The following is a 17,798-nucleotide window of genomic DNA, read 5'->3' on the forward strand; positions in this document are numbered from 1 at the left end:
TGTCAGCTATCAGTGATATCGGGAGAAGAGTTATGGCACTGACTGAATCGACGATGCTGGAACTTGGAACGACGGCGCCGGACTTTGCGTTGCGCGATGTGGTCACAGGCAAAACCGTTCGCCGCGATGACTTCAAGGGGCACAAGGGCCTGCTCGTCATGTTCATCTGCACACATTGCCCCTACGTCAAGCACATCGAGAAAGGGCTGGCACAGCTCGGATCGAACTACGCCGGCAAACTCGGCATCGTTGCCATCAGCAGCAACGACGCGCAGAACTATCCCGACGACAGCCCTGAGGGGCTGAAGAAGCAGGCCGAGCGGCTCGAGTTTAAATTCCCCTACCTCTACGATGAATCGCAGTCTGTGGCGCGGGCCTTCGCAGCCGCCTGCACGCCCGACATTTACCTCTTCGATAAGGATCTGAAGCTCGCCTATCGCGGCCAGTTCGACGGCGCACGTCCCGGGAACAACGTGCCCGTAACCGGCGAGGATTTGCGTGCTGCTATCGACGCGGTTCTGCAAGGCGAGAAGCCGAGCGCGGACCAGAAGGCATCCATCGGCTGCAATATCAAGTGGAAATAGCGGGGCTAGCCGTTCGCTTCGCGAACGTGTTAGCAGAGTTAGCAGCCGCTGCGCGGCTTGTTCGCCGCGTTAGTATCTGCTCGCTGGCTTCTTGCAGTTCCTAGCTCCGCTAACACCGCTAACCGTTTGCGAAGAGAACGGCTAACACCGCTCAGCCTCTGCTAACCTCGCTAGCCCTGCTGCCTCTCAGCAGATGCCTAATCCCTTCAGATACTCCCGGAAGCGCTCGCCAAACTCGGGCCGCTTCAGCGCGAATTCAACCGTAGCCTGCAGCATTCCGAACTTGTCGCCGGCGTCGAATCGCTTGCCTTCGAACGTGTACCCGAATACTTTCTCCTCTTTGAGGAGCGCTTTGATGCCGTCGGTGAGCTGGATTTCGCCGCCTGCTCCTGGAGTCGTCTGCTCGAGAAGTTCGAAGATGCGCGGAGTGAGGATGTAGCGCCCGATGATGGCCTGCTTCGACGGAGCGTCTTCCAGCTTTGGTTTCTCCACCATTCCTGTGCAGTTGTAAATACGCGGGTCGTTCTTGTCCGGAGATCCGGCCAGGACGCCATACGCGGAGATGCCGGGCCCCTCCACTGTCTGCGTCGCCAGCACCGAACCGCCGCGATCGTTGAAGACGTCGATCATCTGCTTGAGACAGGGCGTTTCCGCATCGATCACATCATCCGGCAGCACCACCGCGAACGGCTCATCGCCGACCAATTCCTTCGCGCAGAGCACGGCATGTCCCAGGCCCAGCGGTTCGCGCTGCCGCACATAGCTGACGCGCGCCAGAGTCGCCACGCTGCGCGACACGTGCAGCAGGTCCTTCTTCCCGCGGCGCTCCAGCGTATGGTCCAGTTCGAAATTGTGATCGAAGTGGTCTTCCATCGCGCCCTTGCCGCGGCCAGTGACGATAATGATGTGCTCGATGCCCGAGGCGACCGCCTCTTCCACGCCGTATTGGATGATTGGCTTATCGACCAGCGCCAGCATCTCTTTGGGGATCACTTTGGTGGCGGGCAAAAAGCGCGTGCCAAGGCCGCCGGCGGGGAAAACGACTTTGCGAACTTCCTGTCTCATTACTGCTCCATCGATCTGCTCGGGTCTATTGTCGAACCTGCTGTTGTTTTCAGACCCGTTTTCCGTATCGAAATTACTTACTTTAGTCCTGCGAACACGTCTGAAATAGGTTCTACAACGTTGGTGAACCGTCGCCCAGCATCGCTTCGCGAATCACCTTAATGGGCGGAAAACCCTGGCTCAGGAAATCATCATGAAATTTCTGTAACGAAAATGCGCTGCCTTGCTTCTTCATCAGATCTTCGCGCAGCTTCAAAATCTCGAGCTTGCCCAATGTGTAGTACAGGTACGTAGGATCGCCTGCACCGCGTTTCGCCTCGACGATCGACGTTTCTCTGGGCTGGTAGCCTTCCTTCTGGAAGAACTCGACGGCCTGATCGTAGGTCATGTTCCCAGTGTGCATTTGGATGCCGACGATGAAGCGGGCGTTGCGCAGCAGCGCATCCTGTAGCTGGCCAAGGCGGAGAAACTTCGCTTCTCGCGCGTCCCTGGCTCCGATGCCCGGCTGGCCGTATCCGTTGTCGAGCATCATCTGCTCCGTGTAGTGCGCCCAGCCTTCGATGTTGGTATTCGCCTGCAATATCTTTCGCACCCGCGTCGGCGCTTTCAGCGAGTAGAGGTATTGCACGTAGTGCCCCGGATACGCCTCATGAACGGACGTCGAGATCACCGTGCCGATGTTGTAGGAGTGCATGTAGCCCTCCACTTCGGCGGGCGTCATGGAGGGATCGGGTAGCGTCACATTGAAGTACGACGTCGTAGCCTTCGTCTCGAAAGGCCCTGGCGAATCCATGCTGGCCTGCGTTGTTGCCCGCATGAAGGGCGGCGTCTCTTCCAGCACCGGCCTTACATCGGACGGGATGGTCACGATGTGGTGTGAGCGGATGAAGTCGAGGAGGCTGGAGAATGTTGCGCGGAAAGAATTGAGGAGCTGATCGGGAGACGGATGCTGATGGCCCAGTTCCTCAAGCACCTCGCGCGGAGTCTTGTCGGGCTCGAGTTCCTTGGCCACTTCAGCGAAGTGCTGCTGATTGCGATGAAGATCGGCGTAACCGACCTCGAGCAGCCTCGGCAGCGGGATATCGACCATCTCGTCGTACTGCAGCTTCTTTGAAAACGTGTCGGCGCCGATCCGGAAGTCGCCGTTCGAACGCGGCAGCAGGTCCGACCTGAGCCACGTCATGTAGCTGGTCAACTCGCCGATGACCGCGGCATTGCTCTTCGCGAACTCCGCCTTGAGCGCCTCGTCCTGTGCATCGGCAAACGCCAGCGGAACGTCGTGCTGGAAGAAGGCGATGATGCCGGGCAGCTGCTCGATCGCAATCTCCGTAAAGATGCGCGGCGGATTTTGAAGATTGGCGCGAGCCTGGACGAGGAGCACCGGCATCTTCTTCTCGCGTGCAATCAGCGAGCGCAGCCTGTCGTCAGAAGGAGCGAACTTGCGCTCCATCAGCGTAAACACCCCGCTGGCGCAAAGGCTCGAATAGTAGTCCGCGTTCTTAGCCCACGGTCGGATAGTCTGCAGTGTCAGGCGGCGCGAACGGATCTGATTGAGCACCAGCTCGCGGTCCGCGCGGGTGGTCTGATCGAGGGATGCAGCCGGAATCGCGGAGATGCGCTTCTCAAACGAGTCGAGTGCCGCAACCTCCGCATCGATGCTGCCTGATGCAAGGTCATCGAGCTTGGCGTCGTACTGGTGATAGCCCCATACTGTGCCCGCTATCGGCTGATGAGGAAAATACACCTGATCGAAATACTCGTCCGATGCTCGCTGAAATTGCTCTTGAGCGGCTTTGTCGGAGGTGGCAGCGGCAGAAAGAGTCATGCAGGCTCCAAAGGCGAGCAGCGAAACGTATTTGTTCACGGTCCCTCTTGTTTTCATCTGAAACTATGCGGTGACAGCGTCGGGAGCGAGCTTCTCGATCAGGTCCCGAATTTCCAGCAATACATCATCGGGCTTGGTGGCGGCGAGGGGAAACTTCAGCAGGCCCTGCGGCGTGAATTGCGCTCCGCGCTTTGCATTCCTGGCAACCAGGCGCATGAGATGCTGCGGATCGATGGCCGCCTTCTCTGTAAACCGGATCTGCAGTTCAGCACGCTTGCGATCGATCTGCGCGATGCCCATGCGTTCGCATTCCAGACGCAACGATGCGGCCTCGAGCAGGTAGACTGTCGAATCCGGTAGCGTTCCGTACCGGTCTTCCATCTCGGCGCGAAGGTCGGCAAGAGCCTTTTCATTTTCTGCTCCGGCGATCTTCTTGTAGAGGCGCAGGCGCTGATTCTCTTCGCCAACGTAGGTCTCGTCAATGCGCAGTGCAATGCCGAGATTCAGCTGCGTGCTGGGACGCTCTTCCTCGCCCTCTCCCTTCATCTCTTTCACGGCAGCTTCGAGCATCGACGTGTACATCTCAAATCCGATCGCCTCAATGTGACCGCTCTGCTCGCCGCCCAGCATGTTTCCGGCACCGCGTAGTTCGAGGTCGAGCGCGGCGATCTTGAATCCCGCGCCCAGGTCCGAGAATTCCTTGAGCGCTGCGAGGCGGCGGCGCGCGATGTCGGTCAGCTCACGCTCCGGCGGAATCAGCAGATAGGCATACGCCCGGCGATTGGAACGTCCTACGCGTCCGCGCAGCTGGTAGAGTTCGCTGAGCCCGTGCCGGTCGGCTCGATTGATGATTATGGTGTTGGCCAGCGGGATGTCGAGGCCGTTTTCGATAATGGTCGTGGCGACGAGGATGTCGAACTCGTGATGCATGAAGGCCAGCATCACCTGCTCGAGTTCCTTTTCGCCCATCTGCCCGTGCCCCACCACAACGCGCGCGCCGGGAACAAGCTCCTGAATGCGCGAGGCGATCTCGTAGATGGTCTCGACTCGGTTGTGCACGAAGTAGACCTGCCCGCCGCGCTCGAGTTCCACCTCGATCGCCGAGCGAATGATCTTCTCATCGAACTTCGCAACCACAGTCTGGATAGCCATACGATCCTTCGGCGGGGTCTCGATGACTGACATGTCGCGCAGGCCGACGAGCGACATGTGCAGCGTTCGCGGAATAGGTGTCGCGGACATAGCCAGCACATCGATCTCCTTGCGCAACTGCTTCAGCCGCTCCTTATGCCGCACGCCGAATCGTTGCTCTTCGTCGACGATCAGGAGCCCGAGATCCTGAAACTTGATGTCTTTCGACAGAATGCGGTGCGTGCCGATCAGCACGTCGACCTTGCCGGTCTCGAGCTTTTCGAGAATGATCTTCTGTTCCTTTGCTGTGCGAAAGCGCGAGATCATCTCGATGGTGATCGGAAATTGCGAAAAGCGCTTCTTGAAGGTCTCGAAATGCTGAAAGGCAAGCACCGTAGTCGGCGTGAGCACTGCCACCTGCTTGCCATCCTGCACGGCTTTGAATGCGGCGCGCATGGCGACCTCGGTTTTGCCGTAGCCCACGTCTCCGCAGAGCAGCCGATCCATGGGCGTGGTCGACTCCATGTCCTGCTTCACGGCCGCTATCGCGGATAGCTGGTCGTCCGTCTCGCGGTAGTCGAATGAATCTTCAAACTCACGCTGGAAGTCGTTGTCCGCCGAAAACGACGTGCCCTGAGCCGTATGCCGCTGCGCGTAGAGCTTCAGTAGTTCCGCGGCCATGTCCTGCATGGCCTTGCGCACGCGCGCCTTGGTCTTGACCCACTGCTGCGATCCGAGTTTGTTCAGCTGGGGCGCGGGCCCGGTGTCTGTCGAACGATACTTCTGGATCAGGTCAAGACGTGTCAGCGGCACATACAGCTTGGCCTGTTCCGCAAACTCAAGGATCATGAACTCGACCGCGAGGCCATCCTGCACGATCTCCTTCAGGCCTTGGTATTGCGCGATGCCGTGCTCCACGTGGACGACATAGTCGCCAATGGCAAGATCGCGAAAATCGGAAAGGAACGCGGCAGTCTTCGACTTCTTCGGCTCGGGCCGCGCGTGAATATCGGCATCGTCGGAAAGGTCGTTCGCGCCGAAGACAATCAGGTTCGCGTCCGGAAAGCTGACGCCGGAAGCGATCTGCGTCCGCACGATGACAGGCACGCGCATATCGCCCGCCATGTAGCTGGCCTCTTCGAGTTCCGACCCATGCTGGACAACGCGGCTGCCGAACCGATAGGGCACTTGGTACTCGCGCAACATCGTTGCCGTTCGTTCGGCATCGCCCTGCGTGGGCACCGCGAGGACGATGCGCTGATCTGCGGCCATCAGATTCTTGAGTTGCTCCACGAGCGCGGGAATCGATCCATGAAACCGCAAAGTAGGCCGCGAGTTCACTGCGATCTCTCCCAGCGTGTTGTCGTCTTCAAGCACATCGACGGCGCCGAGCTGGTCTAGGTCGAGCCCCTGATGCGAATCCAGAAAGCCCTGAAGAATCTCGGGCCGGAGATAGAGATCCTCGGGCCGGATCAGATTTCCGATCCCGCTGCGATCATGGCGCTGCTCGACCTTGTTCCACCAGCGATCGATCTGGTTGCGCACCATCGCGGGCTCCTCTACGAAGAGGACAGCGTTGGGAAGGAGCTTGAGCAAATGGCTCTCGGCTCCGGCTACTGCGGAGAAGAACTCCCAACCGGGAAAGACGCTGACGCCACCGGCTGCGGCGGCTTCGATCTCCATCTCCTCTTCGTCAGACAAGCCCTCGCCGGCGACCTGCACGCGCTGCTTACTGAGCCTGGCGTGAACGGCGGCGAGCAAATGCTCCGTGACGGGCGTCTCTGTTAAGGGAAGCAGCTGCGCTTCATCCAGGCCGGACTGCGAGCGCTGCGTCTCAGGATCAAACTTGCGGATCGTCTCGATCTCATCGCCGAAGAACTCGATGCGGACTGGGCGATCAGCCTCCGGCGAGTAAACATCGAGGATGCCGCCACGCCGCGTAAACTGCCCGGGCATCTCCACCAGGTCCATCTGCGTGTAGCCCACGGTGGCGAGGTGGGCAGTGAGAATCTCGACATCCATTTCCTCGCCACGGCGCACCGTTACGGCGAGGCTCGCGTAATAGTTGCGGTCGAAGAGGCGCAGAGCTGCGGCCTCAGCCGGGGCGATCAGAATCGACACTCCACCCGTCGCCAGCTTGTACAGGGCAGCAGCACGCTGTTCCTGGACGTCCGGGTGTGGCGACAGGTTCTCAAAGGGCAGCACGTCGTGCGCCGGGAGCCGCACAACGCGATCGGGATCAACGGCGCCGGTCAGCTCGCACCCAGCGCGAAGCGCGAGTTCCAGCGCTTCAGCAGCTTTATTGTCGGCGACGACGACAATGACCGGGTGCTTGGCCGCGCGGGCCATCAGCGGAATGTACAAGCAACGAGCTGTATTGGTGAGTCCAGACAGACGTCGCCGTCCAACACCGAGGGAGAGGTGCCTGCGAACGCGGTCAAACGAGGAGGACTGCTCCAGTTCCGCGAAAATTTCGCGGACAAACGGGAGGATCATGCAGTGTTCAGTTTATCGCACTGTCTCAGCAGCAGTTTCGTCCGATGAAGCGCCAATCCGAGCGGAAAAGGTTGCTTTCTCTTGAGCTCAATCCGCCGCCTGGGACACCGGATGGGCAGCCTTGGTCGACTCGGCGTATACGAGCACCCCACCCAGCGTCATCGCCCCCGCAATCGCCCATAGTCCCGCCGAGTAGTGATGCGTCAGGTCATGCAGCCAACCCATCGACGACGGGCCGGCGAAGGCGCCGACCGCACCAACTGAATTCACCAGCGCAATCGCCGCGCCGGCGGCTTTCCCGGAAAGACGGCTCGCGGCCAGGCTCCAGAACATCGGCAGCCCCGCCAATATCCCCATCGCGGAAATGCAGAAACCAGTCGCTGAGAGCGGTGCGGTATGCGCGACACCCGCAACTACAAACCCGGCCGCACCGACAAGAAACAGCCACGGAAGTGTTCGGAACCCTCTCCTGCGGCTGGCCCACAGCATTGCGAGCGCGCCGCACCCGAATGTCGCAGTTCCCCACCAGCCTGTCGCGATCGTCGTAGCACCATGCGCGGTAAGGATCTTCGGCAGCCAGAACGTAAGCCCGTAGTTCCCGCTGCTCCAGAGAAAGTAGACGATGCAGTCGCGGATCACTCGGCCGGTCTGTTTCTCTCCGGTCTCCTGCAATCCATCCTCGCCGGATCGATCGCGCGCGACCTGCTCTTTCTCCGCATCGGAGAGCCAGGACGCCGACCACGGCCCATCGGCCAGTACAAACCAGCTTGCAATTCCCAGGAGAACCGCCGGCGCTCCCTCAATCAGAAATAACCACTGCCAATCCTTGAGGCCTCCGAAATCGCCAAGCATCATAATGTGGGCCGAGATCGGCGAACCGATTGAGTTGCACAGCGGCACCGCCAGCAAAAACATCGCCAGTATGCGCGTGCGCAGTCCGCGCGGCATCCAGAAGGTGAAGTAGTAGATCACTCCCGGATAGAAGCCCGACTCCGCAATCCCAAGCAGAAAGCGAATGGCAATGTAAGCGGACAAGCTGTGAACGAACGCCGTTCCCATCGACACAATGCCCCAGACAACCATCAGAATTGCCAGCCATCGCCGCGCGCCGAGCCGCGCCAGCACAAGGTTTGCAGGCACTTCAAACAGGCAGTAGCTGAGAAAGAATACGCCGGCGGCGAACCCGTAGTTTCTAGCACTGATGCCAAGATCGCGGTTCATCGTCAGCGCGGCAAAACTGATGTTCACTCGATCGAGAAACGCGACCATGTAGAGAATGACGAGAAAGGGGACGAGACGCCAGGCGATCTTGCGGTAGAGCGGGCTCATGGCTACGGCGTTCACTCTACGCAGATACTCCTCGATGCAGGCGCGAACCAGACTACACGCTAATGCGGACGCCCGGGAAGGATGAAATGCTCGGCGCAGCGCGGCTCATATGCGTCGCCCGGTACCTTCACCGGGCAGTCATACGCTGCGGGCTTGCCGTCGATCAGCCGCTGCGAGTAGAGAGCCCGCGCGCCGCAGGTGCAGTAGGCCATGCACTCCGTAATGCTGCCGCCGTAGGCATTTACAAGCCAGCTCAGGTTGAGCATCTCGCCGAACGGCAAAGCCCGGAAGTCGAGGTCCAGCCCGGCGACCAGCACATCATGATTCGCATCGAGCAGGTTGCGCGCAAAGAGAAAAAGATCGCTGACGAACTGGCCTTCGTCAATGGCGACACATTCGACGCGCTTACCGATCTCCTGTTCCACTTCCGCAATTTTTTCGAGCACGGGCCAGGGATCGGCGGAGTTGAATTCAAGCGCCTGCATCCGCGCATGGCCATTCGGATTGCGGCTCTCCACCAGCCCAGGACCGCCTTTGGTGTCATCGCTGGGCTTCAGCACAAGTACGTACTGCTTGGCATACTGGCGGCGCATCTCGGCGCGGCGCAGCAGCTCGGCCGTCTTGTTGCTGCGCATCGGCCCCATGATCAGTTCGATCTTGCCCGGCACTGCTTGAACTCCCCTCACATCTGCGTCGGAGTTCATGATACTGCTTCAGGCAGTCGCCGGGTCTTTGCTGTTGGATTGACGCTCACTCGCTGCCCAGCGCCTTCGTGAATGCGTAGAAGAAGTCCAGCGACTTCCAGAACGAGTCCACTGGGATGCGCTCATCCTGGCCATGCGCCCGGTCGTCATCACGCTCCAGCGCGACGGCTGAATAGCCGTAACAAGGGATGCCGACCTGGGCAAAGTAAATGGAGTCGCTGGCGCCGTTTTCCATGACGGGGGTGACCGGAACGCCCGGCCAGATCTGCTGCGTGATGCGCGTCAGCGGATCAAAGACTTCCTTGATGGGCGGCGGCGGCACGATCGCCTTCCGTTCCGGCGCTGTTTCCGACACTGCGCCCGCGTCGGAGACATACTTCACGCTGAGCTTCGAATCGGCGAAGAGCTTGATAAGTTCCTGCCGAATCTCCTCCGGCGAGTGGCCGGGAAAGATACGGCAGTTCACGTTGGCCTGCGCTGTCTGCGCAAGGGCGTTGCGCGCGTGGCCGGCGTTCAGCATCGTGGCAACGCAGGTAGTGCGGAAGTTTGAATTGAAATCCGGCTCCTTGCTCAGCCGCGCCGCTGCAGTCTGGTCGGGCGGAGTTGCAAGTATGGCCTTGATGTCCTGCGCGGTCTGCCCCTTCTCCTGCTTTTCGAGATTCTGGAAGTACGTCCGCGTGACGTCATTCAGCTCGAAGGGGAAGGAGTAAGCCTGAAGCTTGTTGAGCGCGGTGGTCAGTTCGTAGATGGCGTTATCAGGGCGCGGGCGCGAGCTGTGGCCGCCAGGATTCCGCGCGGTGACCTCGTAGTCCGCGTAGACCTTTTCTGTAGCCTCAACATCGGCGACAACGGGCCGCCCGTGATCGAGTTCCACCCCTCCCGCATCCATGTTGATGACGAACGCCGCGTCCACCAGGTCGCGGTGATTCTTCACCAGCCACTGAGGGCCGTTGAACTTGCCGCCTTCCTCATCGGCAGTCAGAGCCAGAATCAGATCGCGCTTCGGCTTGTAGCCGTCGTGATGAAGTTGAAGGAAGGTCCACACCAGCGCTGCGTCCGACTCTTTCATGTCCTGCGTCCCGCGCCCGTAGAAGTAGCCGTCCTTCTCCACAAACTCAAACGGATTGGTGTGCCAGTCGCTCGGCAGAGCTTCCACCACGTCCAGGTGGCCCAGGAAGAGTACCGGCTTTTCGGACGTCGGCGCTCCGGCGCGCATGCGCACGATCAGGTTCATCTTGTTGGGATCAGGTCCGATCAGTTGCATGTCCTCCGGCGCAAAGCCCGCGTCGAGAAACCGCTTCTGCATTGCCTTCGCAGCCGCCGTCACGCTGCCCTTCGGCGTATCGGTACTGTTGATCTCGATCAGCTGCTTGAAGATGTCGCGAGCCTCCTCCCGTTGCGCCGGAGTGGTCGTTGGAAGCGATCCGGACTGTGCGGAAGAAGCGATGGATGCTGCGCAAAAAAGGCTGGAAAGAAGAACGGAAACGACCTTCGGGGACATGGCTGCATTGTACAAAATTGCTGGCTCGGGCCGAGTCGGAGACCTGCATCGGGTACTTCGGTTGCAGATCGCGACAAATCGATTTATTGTGATGCCGCAGCATTTTCGAGGTGGGGTATGTATCGAAAGCTTCTTGTCGCGGCCGGAGCGGTCGCATTGACACTCGGCACCGTTACTCTCAGCGCGCAGGAACGGCCGAAGATCACCAGCATTTCGCACCTGGCGGTTTACACGTCAGATGCGGCGGCGACGGATCACTACTATCGCGAGATCATTGGAGCGGCCAAAGAAGCGGATCCCGAGAATCCTGCCGGCGTAAAGTACGCCTTCAGCGCGACGCAATACATCGAGGTGCTTCCTCTGCCCGCCAACTCGGGCGTGAATCGCATGGACCACGCGGCATTCAATACATCCGATGCGGAAGCTATGCGCAAATACCTCGCGGCCAAGAGCTGGAAGACCCCTTCGTCGGTCTCAAAGGGCAAGGACGGAAGCCGCTGGTTTGCGGTGACCGATCCCGAGGGCAATAAGATCGAATTCGTTCAGCCCTCTTCCAGCGCGAAACCCGTGAATGCGCCGAAGATCATCGGCAGCCACGTCATCCACGTCGGCTTTCTCGTCCACAGCCGCGAAGCCGAAGACAAGTTCTATCGCGACCTGCTCGGCTTCCGCCCCTACTGGTATGGCGGCATGACGGACGCAAAGACCGACTGGGTCAGCCAGCAGGTCCCCGATGGCCACGACTGGCTCGAATATATGGTCTCCGGCGGCCCCGGCACCGGCATCCCGGCGAACATGACGCAGCAGACGCTCGGCGTCCTCGATCATTTCGCCATCGGCGAACACTCCGTCCCTGACGCGTACAAGAAGCTCGAAGCCGAAAACCGCCTCGGCAACGGCCGTCACGATCAGGGCCCGAAGATCGGCAAGGACGGCAAGTACCAATTCAACATGTACGATCCCGACGGCATCCGCGCCGAGCTTATGAACTTTAAGGCGACCGAGAAGCCCTGCTGTTCGCCATTCACTGCGCCTGATCCGTCCGAGTAGGCACCTAATCAGCAATTGGAACGAGGGCTGCGCTTCGGCGCGGCCCTCGTTCTCTCCACGATAAAATTGCTTATGGCCGCAACCGCAATCTCTCCTGAAGTCCTCGCCAAGTACGAGCCGGTGATCGGCCTCGAAGTGCACGTCCAGCTCCTGACGGCGACGAAGATCTTCTGCGGCTGCGCCAACAAATTCGGCTCCGAGCCCAACACAAACATCTGTCCTGTCTGCATCGGCCTGCCCGGCGCGCTTCCCGTCCTCAACGCGAAGGCCGTCGAATACGCAACGCTCGCGTCGCTGGCGCTCAACTGCCAGGTCCGCGAGCGCTCCATCTTCGCCCGCAAAAACTACTTCTACCCCGATCTTCCCAAGGGCTACCAGATCTCACAGTTCGACAAGCCCATCGCCGAGCACGGCTGGATCGAAGTTCCCACCGCCGAGGGCGGTACGAAGAGAATCGGCATCACGCGCTTGCACATGGAAGAAGACGCAGGCAAAAGCATCCACGACGGCTTCTCCGACTCCGCAACGCGCACCTACCTCGACCTCAATCGCTGCGGCACTCCGCTCTGCGAGATCGTCAGCGAACCCGACATCCGCACGCCCGACGAGGCCTTCGAGTACCTCACGCGCCTGAAAGAGATCCTCCTCTACACCGGGGTCTCCGACTGCAACATGGAAGAAGGTTCGCTGCGCTGCGACGCGAACGTCAGCGTTCGCCTCAAAGGCGCACCGAAGTTCGGCACCAAGGCCGAAGTCAAAAACGTCAACAGCTTCCGCTTTATCCGCCAGGCGCTTGAATACGAGATCGAGCGCCAAATCGAACTGATCGAAGAGGGCGGTCGCGTCATCCAGGAGACGCGCCTCTGGAATGCCAACGAGGGACGTACGTATTCGATGCGCTCCAAAGAGCAGGCGCACGACTACCGCTACTTCCCCGAGCCCGATCTGCCGCCCCTCGTCCTCACGCCTGAGTTCATCGCACAGAAACGGGCGGAACTACCCGAACTGCCCGAAGCCCGCCGCAAGCGGATGGTCGCTGAATACGAGCTGAGCGAGAAGGACGCGCAGCCCCTCACCTCGTCGCGCGAATTCGCAGACCGCTTCGAAGCAGCCGCAAAGTCCGCGAAGAACCCGCGGCGCGTCTCCAACATTCTGATCAGCGAACTCGGCGGTCGGCTCAACGCGCAGGGACTCGAGCTCGATCAATCGCCCATCTCGATGGCGGGCGTGGTGCTTGCTGCCGATCTGCTCGAAGAAGGCAAGATCAGTTCCAAGCAGATGAAAGGTCTGTTCGACATTTGCTTCGAAGAGAGCGAAGACTTCCCCGCTGTCTACGAGCGCGAAAAGCCGGAGCAGATCACGGACACCTCCGCGATCGAGAAGATGATCGACGAGGTCATCGCCGCGAATCCCAAGCAGGTTGAGCAGTATCGTGCCGGCAAAAAGACGCTCGCGGGATTCTTCGTCGGCCAGGTGATGCGAGCGTCCAAAGGGCAGGCCAATCCCGCGCTACTCAACGAGCTGGTCACGAGGAAGCTGGAAGGCTGATCGAACTCACCGGCCTACCGCGATTTCGCCGCATGCTGTCGCGCGGAATCGCGCCACGGCATCCGCACGGCGTATACCGGCGTTGCAGTCACGGTCTCCTTGGTTACGCTGAGCAGCTTGCGTCGCGCCAGCCAGCGCACCGCGGACTGCGCTGAGCTCTTCGATATTCCCACGGACTCGGCGACCTGCTGGTAACTGGCGCGAACCTCGCACTTGCTCCGCGCCTGCTCCGCTGCCAGCCAAAGATACACGAGAAAGCTGGCGGGTTTGTGGTCGTGACCGACGAGATCGCGCATCAGTACGTCCGTGATGTAGTCATCCAGCAACGGCATAGCTGTATCGATAAATACTATAGCAAGCGATACAGGATTGATCTCAAAAATCAGTCCGCGTTACTCTCGCCTGCGTGAGGTGAAGATGATCAGAGGAATCAAGTTTGTAGGTGTACCCGTACGCGACCAGGCCGTCGCTTTGAAGTTCTACACCGAGGCGATCGGCATGAAGGTGATGACCGATCAGCCTTTCTCGCCACAGCAGCGTTGGATCGAGCTGAAGTTTCCTGGAGCAGATACGGGCGTCACGCTCTTTACACCGCCAGGCCACGAGGATCGAATCGGCCAGTTCCAATCCATATCATTCTGGTGCGATGACGTGTTTGCGGAAGCCGAGGCTCTGAAGCAGAAGGGCGTTGTCTTTACAAAAGAACCGGCGACCGAAACTTGGGGAACGGCCGCCGTCTTTCGTGATCCTGATGGAAATCAGTTTGTCTTGTCGAGCCGGAAGTAGCTTACTTCAGCTTCAGCTCTGTCTCATAATCTTTGCTTGCGTTCCACGAACTCACGGTCTTCGTGGCGCTCTTCTTGCCGTCTTTTTCAGCCCAGAGATCGTAGTCGTCGGTCATGCTCACCTGGGCAAAACGGAATCGCCCGTTGCTGGCGGAGGTATAGCTGCGAATCGCCTTGGTCTTGCTGTTCTTGAGGAACACGGTCGCGCCCTGTACCGGCGCGGAATCGTCCCCGACCACCGATCCGCTCACATTGCGCTGCCCCACGTTCTGGGCATGCGCGGCGGTGAGATTGGCGATCGAAGGGACTGTACCCAGCGTCAATGCTGCGAAAAGGGCCCATGCGGTCATACGTGCGCGACTGCGTTTCACTCTTCCTCCTCGTCCTCGTCCTTGTAGTCGTCATCGTCCTCGTCGATTTCATCTTCGACTTTCGACAACTCCAGGGGTTCCACTCCGACTATTTCGTACTCGGTTCCACACTCGCCGCAGGCGACCACGTCGCCCTCTTCCACTTCTTCTACGTCGATATCGAGATCGCTTTCACATTCCGGGCAGCTTGTCATGGCAGCCTCCTCTCTCCAGGGATTCCTTGATGTAGGATGACGGTACCCTTAGGGTACGAACTCCGGCTAGTTTTAGGCAAACCCGCCGCCGAGGTCAAGTAGCCGAGACCCTTCTTCACTCAGAAGTACCGCATCGGAGAACAGAATGCAGATTCAGCGCGCGCTGTTGTTTTGCGGAGTACTTTTTTCCTGCGGCTCCGCCATCGCGCAGCCCGATTATCAACGTCATGCCACCTCCCTCAAGCCTGCTCCGGCCGACCCCGCCATCGCTCGCGTTCTGGCTTCCATCACGCCTGCTCAAATAGATCAGACGGTAAAAGCGCTGGTTAGTTTCGGTACCCGTAACACATTGACCAGCATGGACAGTAACCTTCCCTCGGGCCAGGGCATCAACGCCGCGGCGGACTGGATCGCGAGCCAGTTCGAGGCGATTTCGCAGCAGTGCGGCGGCTGCCTGGAGGTCAAGCGCGACACCTTCACCGCCGATCCGGCCAGCGGAGAGCCGTGGGCCCGGCGCATTCCCAAGCCCACAAAGATCGCGAATGTGTACGCCGTGATGCGCGGCTCCGATCCCGAGCGGGCCAGGCAAATGGTGCTTGTCACCGGTCACTACGATTCAATGAACTCGAACACGTTCGCCAACTGGTCCGACACCTCCGGTGCAGCCCCTGGCGCAAACGATGATGCATCCGGCGTCGCGGTTTCGCTGGCATGCGCCCGCGCTCTGAGCCAAGTCAAGTTCCCTTCAACGATTGTCTTCGTTGCCGTGGCAGGAGAAGAACAGGGCCTCGTCGGCTCTGAGCATCTCGCCAAGCTGGCGAAGTCGGAAGGCTGGCAGCTTGAGGCCGTGCTCAACAACGACATCGTCGGTGGCAACACCACCCCGGGCGACACTCTGCAAATGAAGGACCGCGTGCGCGTCTTCTCTGAAGGCGTCCCGGTCGCAGCCACGGCACAGGAACAGCAGCGCATCCGTGCTTTGGGAAAAGAGAACGATTCTTCAAGCCGCGAGCTCGCGCGTGAAGTTGCCGATGTCGACCGCACCTACTTGGCTCGAGCTGCATCGCCCAGCCGCTTCAGCGCCTTCCTCGTTGACCGGCCCGATCGATATCTGCGCGGAGGCGACCACAGTTCATTCAATCGCGAAGGATTTGCCGCCGTACGTTTCACCGAGTGGCGCGAGGACTTCAATCATCAGCACAAGAACGTCGTCCGGCCGCCTGCGGGCTCCAGCGATCCAGTACAAGGCGACCTGCCGGAGTTTGTCGACTACAAATACGTGGCGCAGGTCGCGCGACTCAATGCTGCAACTCTGGCGACGCTGGCATTCGCTCCGGGCAAGCCGCAGAAGGTCGCCATCGAAGCCAAGGACCTCGGCAATGGAACCACCCTGACCTGGGAGGCTCCGGCGGGCGGCGGTGTAGCCCATTATGAGGTTCTCTGGCGCGAGACCACGTCCCCCGACTGGCAGTACGTGAAAGAAGTCGCTCCATCTGAAGGCGGGGGCGATATCTCCGTTAGCCTTCCCATCTCGAAAGACAACGTGATCTTCGGGGTGCGGGCCGTGGATGCGAAGGGCCATCGCGGGCTGGTCTTGGTTCCGTAATTGAAAGCCGAAGGCCGCATCACCAGCTCAGGCCATGACACGCCTGTGCCGTTCCGTTTAACCTGTTCAAGACCATGGCCAGGATCGGCGCCACCCAACTTTCGTTTCCTAGCTTTCGCGGCGCCACCCGTCTGCTGGTGCTCGTCAACCTGGCGACGTTCTTCATCCTGCTCATCCTGAAATCGGCAAGCCCCGATGTTTTTTCATGGCTCCTTGTGCACGGAGCGTTGTGGCCCGAGGCGGTCCTCCATGGGTGGATCTGGCAGCCGCTCACCTACAGCCTCGTGCAATTGGGCGTCTCTTCCACTCTGTTCGCGCTGCTATCGATCTGGTTCCTCGCCGGCTTCCTTGAGAATCTTCACGCAAGCGATTGGGTCCTCGGCCTCTATGCCACCTCGGTCATCTTCACGGCGATAGCCGGAGTAGCCATTTGCGCCGGCGCTCTGATGACAGGCCACGCCATTCCGGCTGCACCGCTCTTCGGCTCATTCGGCGGCGTCTTCGGCATGTTGGTCGTCATTGGCGTTCTCTATGGCGATACGGAGTTCATGCTGTTCCCGTTGCCTATCAGCATCAAGGCCAAATACATCGCCATCATCTACGGCCTCGTCGCCATCGCATACTTCTTCACCGGCTCATGGATGTATGCGTTCGCGCAACTCGGCGGGGCTTTGGGCGGATGGCTGTTCACCCGCATGCGTTCAAAGCGCGGCGTCTCCTTCGTTGTCAGCGAGCGCTGGTACGGCATGCGCAACGCCTTTTATCGCTGGAAGCGAAGGAGAGCGGCGAAGAAGTTTGAAGTCTATATGAAGTCGCAGGGCCGCACCGTCCGTTTCGACGGCAGCGGCCGCCAGATCGACGATGAAGATCCCGAAGACAAGAAGCGCTGGAACTAATCAGCGCAGTTTTGAAAGGGCACGACTTCAGTCGTGCCGAAAAGCCGCGCAAACATGAAGTGGGCTTTAGCCCCTGAGGTAGGCTTCCATTCGCAAGTCAGCTTCAGCCCGCCGTGCCCTCATCGACCTTTCGCTCCATGATGGTTTCATCCATGGGCTCGTCCAGGTTGCCCTCCACAATCGCTTCCGAGCCCGCAATCGTCGTGTTCGGATGATGCCGCCGCAGGATACGGCTCGTGTCGTCCCGCCCCGGCTCTACGCTGACCACGCCGATGTCGCCCTGCATCGGATCAGCCTCAGTAAAGCGCGCCAGCCGCTCCTCGGCCGTGTCGTCTACGATTCGTCCCGAGCTGTCCCGCGTGCTTGGCGGATGGTCATCCTGCGTCAGATTCACGCGGAGAGCATCCACCTCTTCCTCGGTGCTCGCGGCCAGCTCCGAAAGCTTCTCGCTTATGTCGTCCGCTTCGACATCGTCGCTGCTCTCAGCGCCTGAGGCGAGCACCTCGACTCGTTCCACATCGCCTTCGTTGTCTAGTTCGTCGGGGGTCGTTCCCACCTGACGCGAAAGATCTCCGGCCTGTCCCGGCCGCACATCGGTTGCCTGCCGCTCGTTCCGATCCGCCATCTTCTCTGCTCCTCGTCTGCTTCTTCGCTCGTGCTCTCCCTTCTGATGCGTCCTGTGCGGTTGCCGCATGTCTGGCCAGCCATACCGC

At 59.9% G+C, this 17,798-nt stretch carries 16 protein-coding genes; 6 read left to right on the top strand and 10 right to left on the bottom strand.

The window, feature by feature from the left end:
- Positions 1-32 precede the first annotated feature (32 nt).
- Positions 33-584, top strand: coding sequence for a thioredoxin family protein (locus DHV10_RS14765; RefSeq protein ID WP_109487108.1), 552 nt, complete (start codon positions 33-35; stop codon positions 582-584).
- Between the two features lie 186 nt (positions 585-770).
- Here DHV10_RS14765 and galU read toward each other — a convergent pair whose 3' ends face one another.
- The 6 genes from galU to DHV10_RS14795 form a co-directional block, all read right to left on the bottom strand.
- On the bottom strand, positions 771-1,649 hold the full coding sequence (gene galU, locus DHV10_RS14770) for a UTP--glucose-1-phosphate uridylyltransferase GalU (protein WP_109487109.1): 879 nt from the start codon (positions 1,647-1,649) through the stop codon (positions 771-773).
- A 112-nt stretch (positions 1,650-1,761) separates the two neighbouring features.
- Positions 1,762-3,513 carry a DUF885 domain-containing protein gene (locus DHV10_RS14775; RefSeq protein WP_239461703.1) on the bottom strand — a complete coding sequence of 584 codons (1,752 nt, stop codon included), beginning with the start codon at positions 3,511-3,513 and terminating at the stop codon, positions 1,762-1,764.
- A gap of 24 nt (positions 3,514-3,537) precedes the next feature.
- Positions 3,538-7,101, bottom strand: a complete 3,564-nt coding sequence (mfd, locus tag DHV10_RS14780; protein WP_109487111.1) for a transcription-repair coupling factor — start codon at positions 7,099-7,101, stop codon at positions 3,538-3,540.
- An 87-nt stretch (positions 7,102-7,188) separates the two neighbouring features.
- Positions 7,189-8,445 carry an MFS transporter gene (locus DHV10_RS14785; RefSeq protein ID WP_162601555.1) on the bottom strand — a complete coding sequence of 419 codons (1,257 nt, stop codon included), beginning with the start codon at positions 8,443-8,445 and terminating at the stop codon, positions 7,189-7,191.
- 44 nt (positions 8,446-8,489) lie between these two features.
- A complete protein-coding gene (locus tag DHV10_RS14790) occupies positions 8,490-9,134 on the bottom strand; it encodes a thymidine kinase (RefSeq protein WP_109487113.1) in 645 nt (214 codons plus the stop codon).
- A 46-nt stretch (positions 9,135-9,180) separates the two neighbouring features.
- Entirely contained in the window at positions 9,181-10,635 is a 1,455-nt protein-coding gene (locus DHV10_RS14795; RefSeq protein ID WP_162601556.1) for a M20/M25/M40 family metallo-hydrolase, read from the bottom strand.
- Between the two features lie 117 nt (positions 10,636-10,752).
- Here DHV10_RS14795 and DHV10_RS14800 point away from each other — a divergent pair, with 117 nt between their 5' ends.
- Entirely contained in the window at positions 10,753-11,685 is a 933-nt protein-coding gene (locus DHV10_RS14800) for a VOC family protein (RefSeq protein ID WP_109487115.1), read from the top strand.
- A 72-nt stretch (positions 11,686-11,757) separates the two neighbouring features.
- The gene (gatB, locus tag DHV10_RS14805) at positions 11,758-13,233 is read left to right on the top strand and encodes an Asp-tRNA(Asn)/Glu-tRNA(Gln) amidotransferase subunit GatB (protein ID WP_109487198.1); all 1,476 of its coding nucleotides are present in this window, start codon (positions 11,758-11,760) and stop codon (positions 13,231-13,233) included.
- Between the two features lie 14 nt (positions 13,234-13,247).
- Here gatB and DHV10_RS14810 read toward each other — a convergent pair whose 3' ends face one another.
- Positions 13,248-13,565, bottom strand: coding sequence for a helix-turn-helix domain-containing protein (locus DHV10_RS14810; RefSeq protein ID WP_109487116.1), 318 nt, complete (start codon positions 13,563-13,565; stop codon positions 13,248-13,250).
- 85 nt (positions 13,566-13,650) lie between these two features.
- On the opposite strand from DHV10_RS14810, the gene DHV10_RS14815 reads away from it, so the two are divergent.
- Positions 13,651-14,019: a VOC family protein gene (locus DHV10_RS14815; protein ID WP_109487117.1), complete on the top strand. Its 369-nt coding sequence runs from the start codon at positions 13,651-13,653 to the stop codon at positions 14,017-14,019.
- Position 14,020: 1 nt separating this feature from the next.
- On the opposite strand, the gene DHV10_RS14820 is transcribed toward DHV10_RS14815, so the two are convergent.
- Together DHV10_RS14820 and DHV10_RS14825 are read right to left on the bottom strand one after the other, a co-directional pair.
- The gene (locus DHV10_RS14820) at positions 14,021-14,389 is read right to left on the bottom strand and encodes a carboxypeptidase-like regulatory domain-containing protein (protein ID WP_162601557.1); all 369 of its coding nucleotides are present in this window, start codon (positions 14,387-14,389) and stop codon (positions 14,021-14,023) included.
- The gene (locus DHV10_RS14825; RefSeq protein ID WP_109487119.1) at positions 14,386-14,583 is read right to left on the bottom strand and encodes a hypothetical protein; all 198 of its coding nucleotides are present in this window, start codon (positions 14,581-14,583) and stop codon (positions 14,386-14,388) included. The genes DHV10_RS14820 and DHV10_RS14825 overlap by 4 nt, the downstream gene beginning before the upstream one ends.
- A 145-nt stretch (positions 14,584-14,728) precedes the next feature.
- On the opposite strand from DHV10_RS14825, the gene DHV10_RS14830 reads away from it, so the two are divergent.
- Together DHV10_RS14830 and DHV10_RS14835 are read left to right on the top strand one after the other, a co-directional pair.
- Positions 14,729-16,189 (top strand): M28 family metallopeptidase, encoded by a 1,461-nt coding sequence (locus tag DHV10_RS14830; RefSeq protein WP_109487120.1) that lies wholly within the window; start codon positions 14,729-14,731, stop codon positions 16,187-16,189.
- 74 nt (positions 16,190-16,263) lie between these two features.
- On the top strand, positions 16,264-17,085 hold the full coding sequence (locus DHV10_RS14835) for a rhomboid family intramembrane serine protease (protein ID WP_109487121.1): 822 nt from the start codon (positions 16,264-16,266) through the stop codon (positions 17,083-17,085).
- Between the two features lie 103 nt (positions 17,086-17,188).
- On the opposite strand, the gene DHV10_RS14840 is transcribed toward DHV10_RS14835, so the two are convergent.
- Entirely contained in the window at positions 17,189-17,710 is a 522-nt protein-coding gene (locus tag DHV10_RS14840) for a hypothetical protein (RefSeq protein WP_109487122.1), read from the bottom strand.
- Positions 17,711-17,798: the final 88 nt, after the last annotated feature.

This window comes from Occallatibacter savannae, assembly GCF_003131205.1.
Lineage (GTDB): Bacteria > Acidobacteriota > Terriglobia > Terriglobales > Acidobacteriaceae > Telmatobacter > Telmatobacter savannae.

What these genes read in the sequence shown, in the direction of transcription:
- DHV10_RS14765 (WP_109487108.1), top strand. Translation starts at nt 33, where the DNA reads ATGGCACTGACTGAATCGACGATGCTGGAACTTGGAACGACGGCGCCG.
- galU (WP_109487109.1), bottom strand. Translation starts at nt 1,649, where the DNA reads ATGAGACAGGAAGTTCGCAAAGTCGTTTTCCCCGCCGGCGGCCTTGGC.
- mfd (WP_109487111.1), bottom strand. Translation starts at nt 7,101, where the DNA reads ATGATCCTCCCGTTTGTCCGCGAAATTTTCGCGGAACTGGAGCAGTCC.
- DHV10_RS14790 (WP_109487113.1), bottom strand. Translation starts at nt 9,134, where the DNA reads ATGAACTCCGACGCAGATGTGAGGGGAGTTCAAGCAGTGCCGGGCAAG.
- DHV10_RS14795 (WP_162601556.1), bottom strand. Translation starts at nt 10,635, where the DNA reads ATGTCCCCGAAGGTCGTTTCCGTTCTTCTTTCCAGCCTTTTTTGCGCA.
- DHV10_RS14800 (WP_109487115.1), top strand. Translation starts at nt 10,753, where the DNA reads ATGTATCGAAAGCTTCTTGTCGCGGCCGGAGCGGTCGCATTGACACTC.
- gatB (WP_109487198.1), top strand. Translation starts at nt 11,758, where the DNA reads ATGGCCGCAACCGCAATCTCTCCTGAAGTCCTCGCCAAGTACGAGCCG.
- DHV10_RS14810 (WP_109487116.1), bottom strand. Translation starts at nt 13,565, where the DNA reads ATGCCGTTGCTGGATGACTACATCACGGACGTACTGATGCGCGATCTC.
- DHV10_RS14815 (WP_109487117.1), top strand. Translation starts at nt 13,651, where the DNA reads ATGATCAGAGGAATCAAGTTTGTAGGTGTACCCGTACGCGACCAGGCC.
- DHV10_RS14825 (WP_109487119.1), bottom strand. Translation starts at nt 14,583, where the DNA reads ATGACAAGCTGCCCGGAATGTGAAAGCGATCTCGATATCGACGTAGAA.
- DHV10_RS14830 (WP_109487120.1), top strand. Translation starts at nt 14,729, where the DNA reads ATGCAGATTCAGCGCGCGCTGTTGTTTTGCGGAGTACTTTTTTCCTGC.
- DHV10_RS14835 (WP_109487121.1), top strand. Translation starts at nt 16,264, where the DNA reads ATGGCCAGGATCGGCGCCACCCAACTTTCGTTTCCTAGCTTTCGCGGC.
- DHV10_RS14840 (WP_109487122.1), bottom strand. Translation starts at nt 17,710, where the DNA reads ATGGCGGATCGGAACGAGCGGCAGGCAACCGATGTGCGGCCGGGACAG.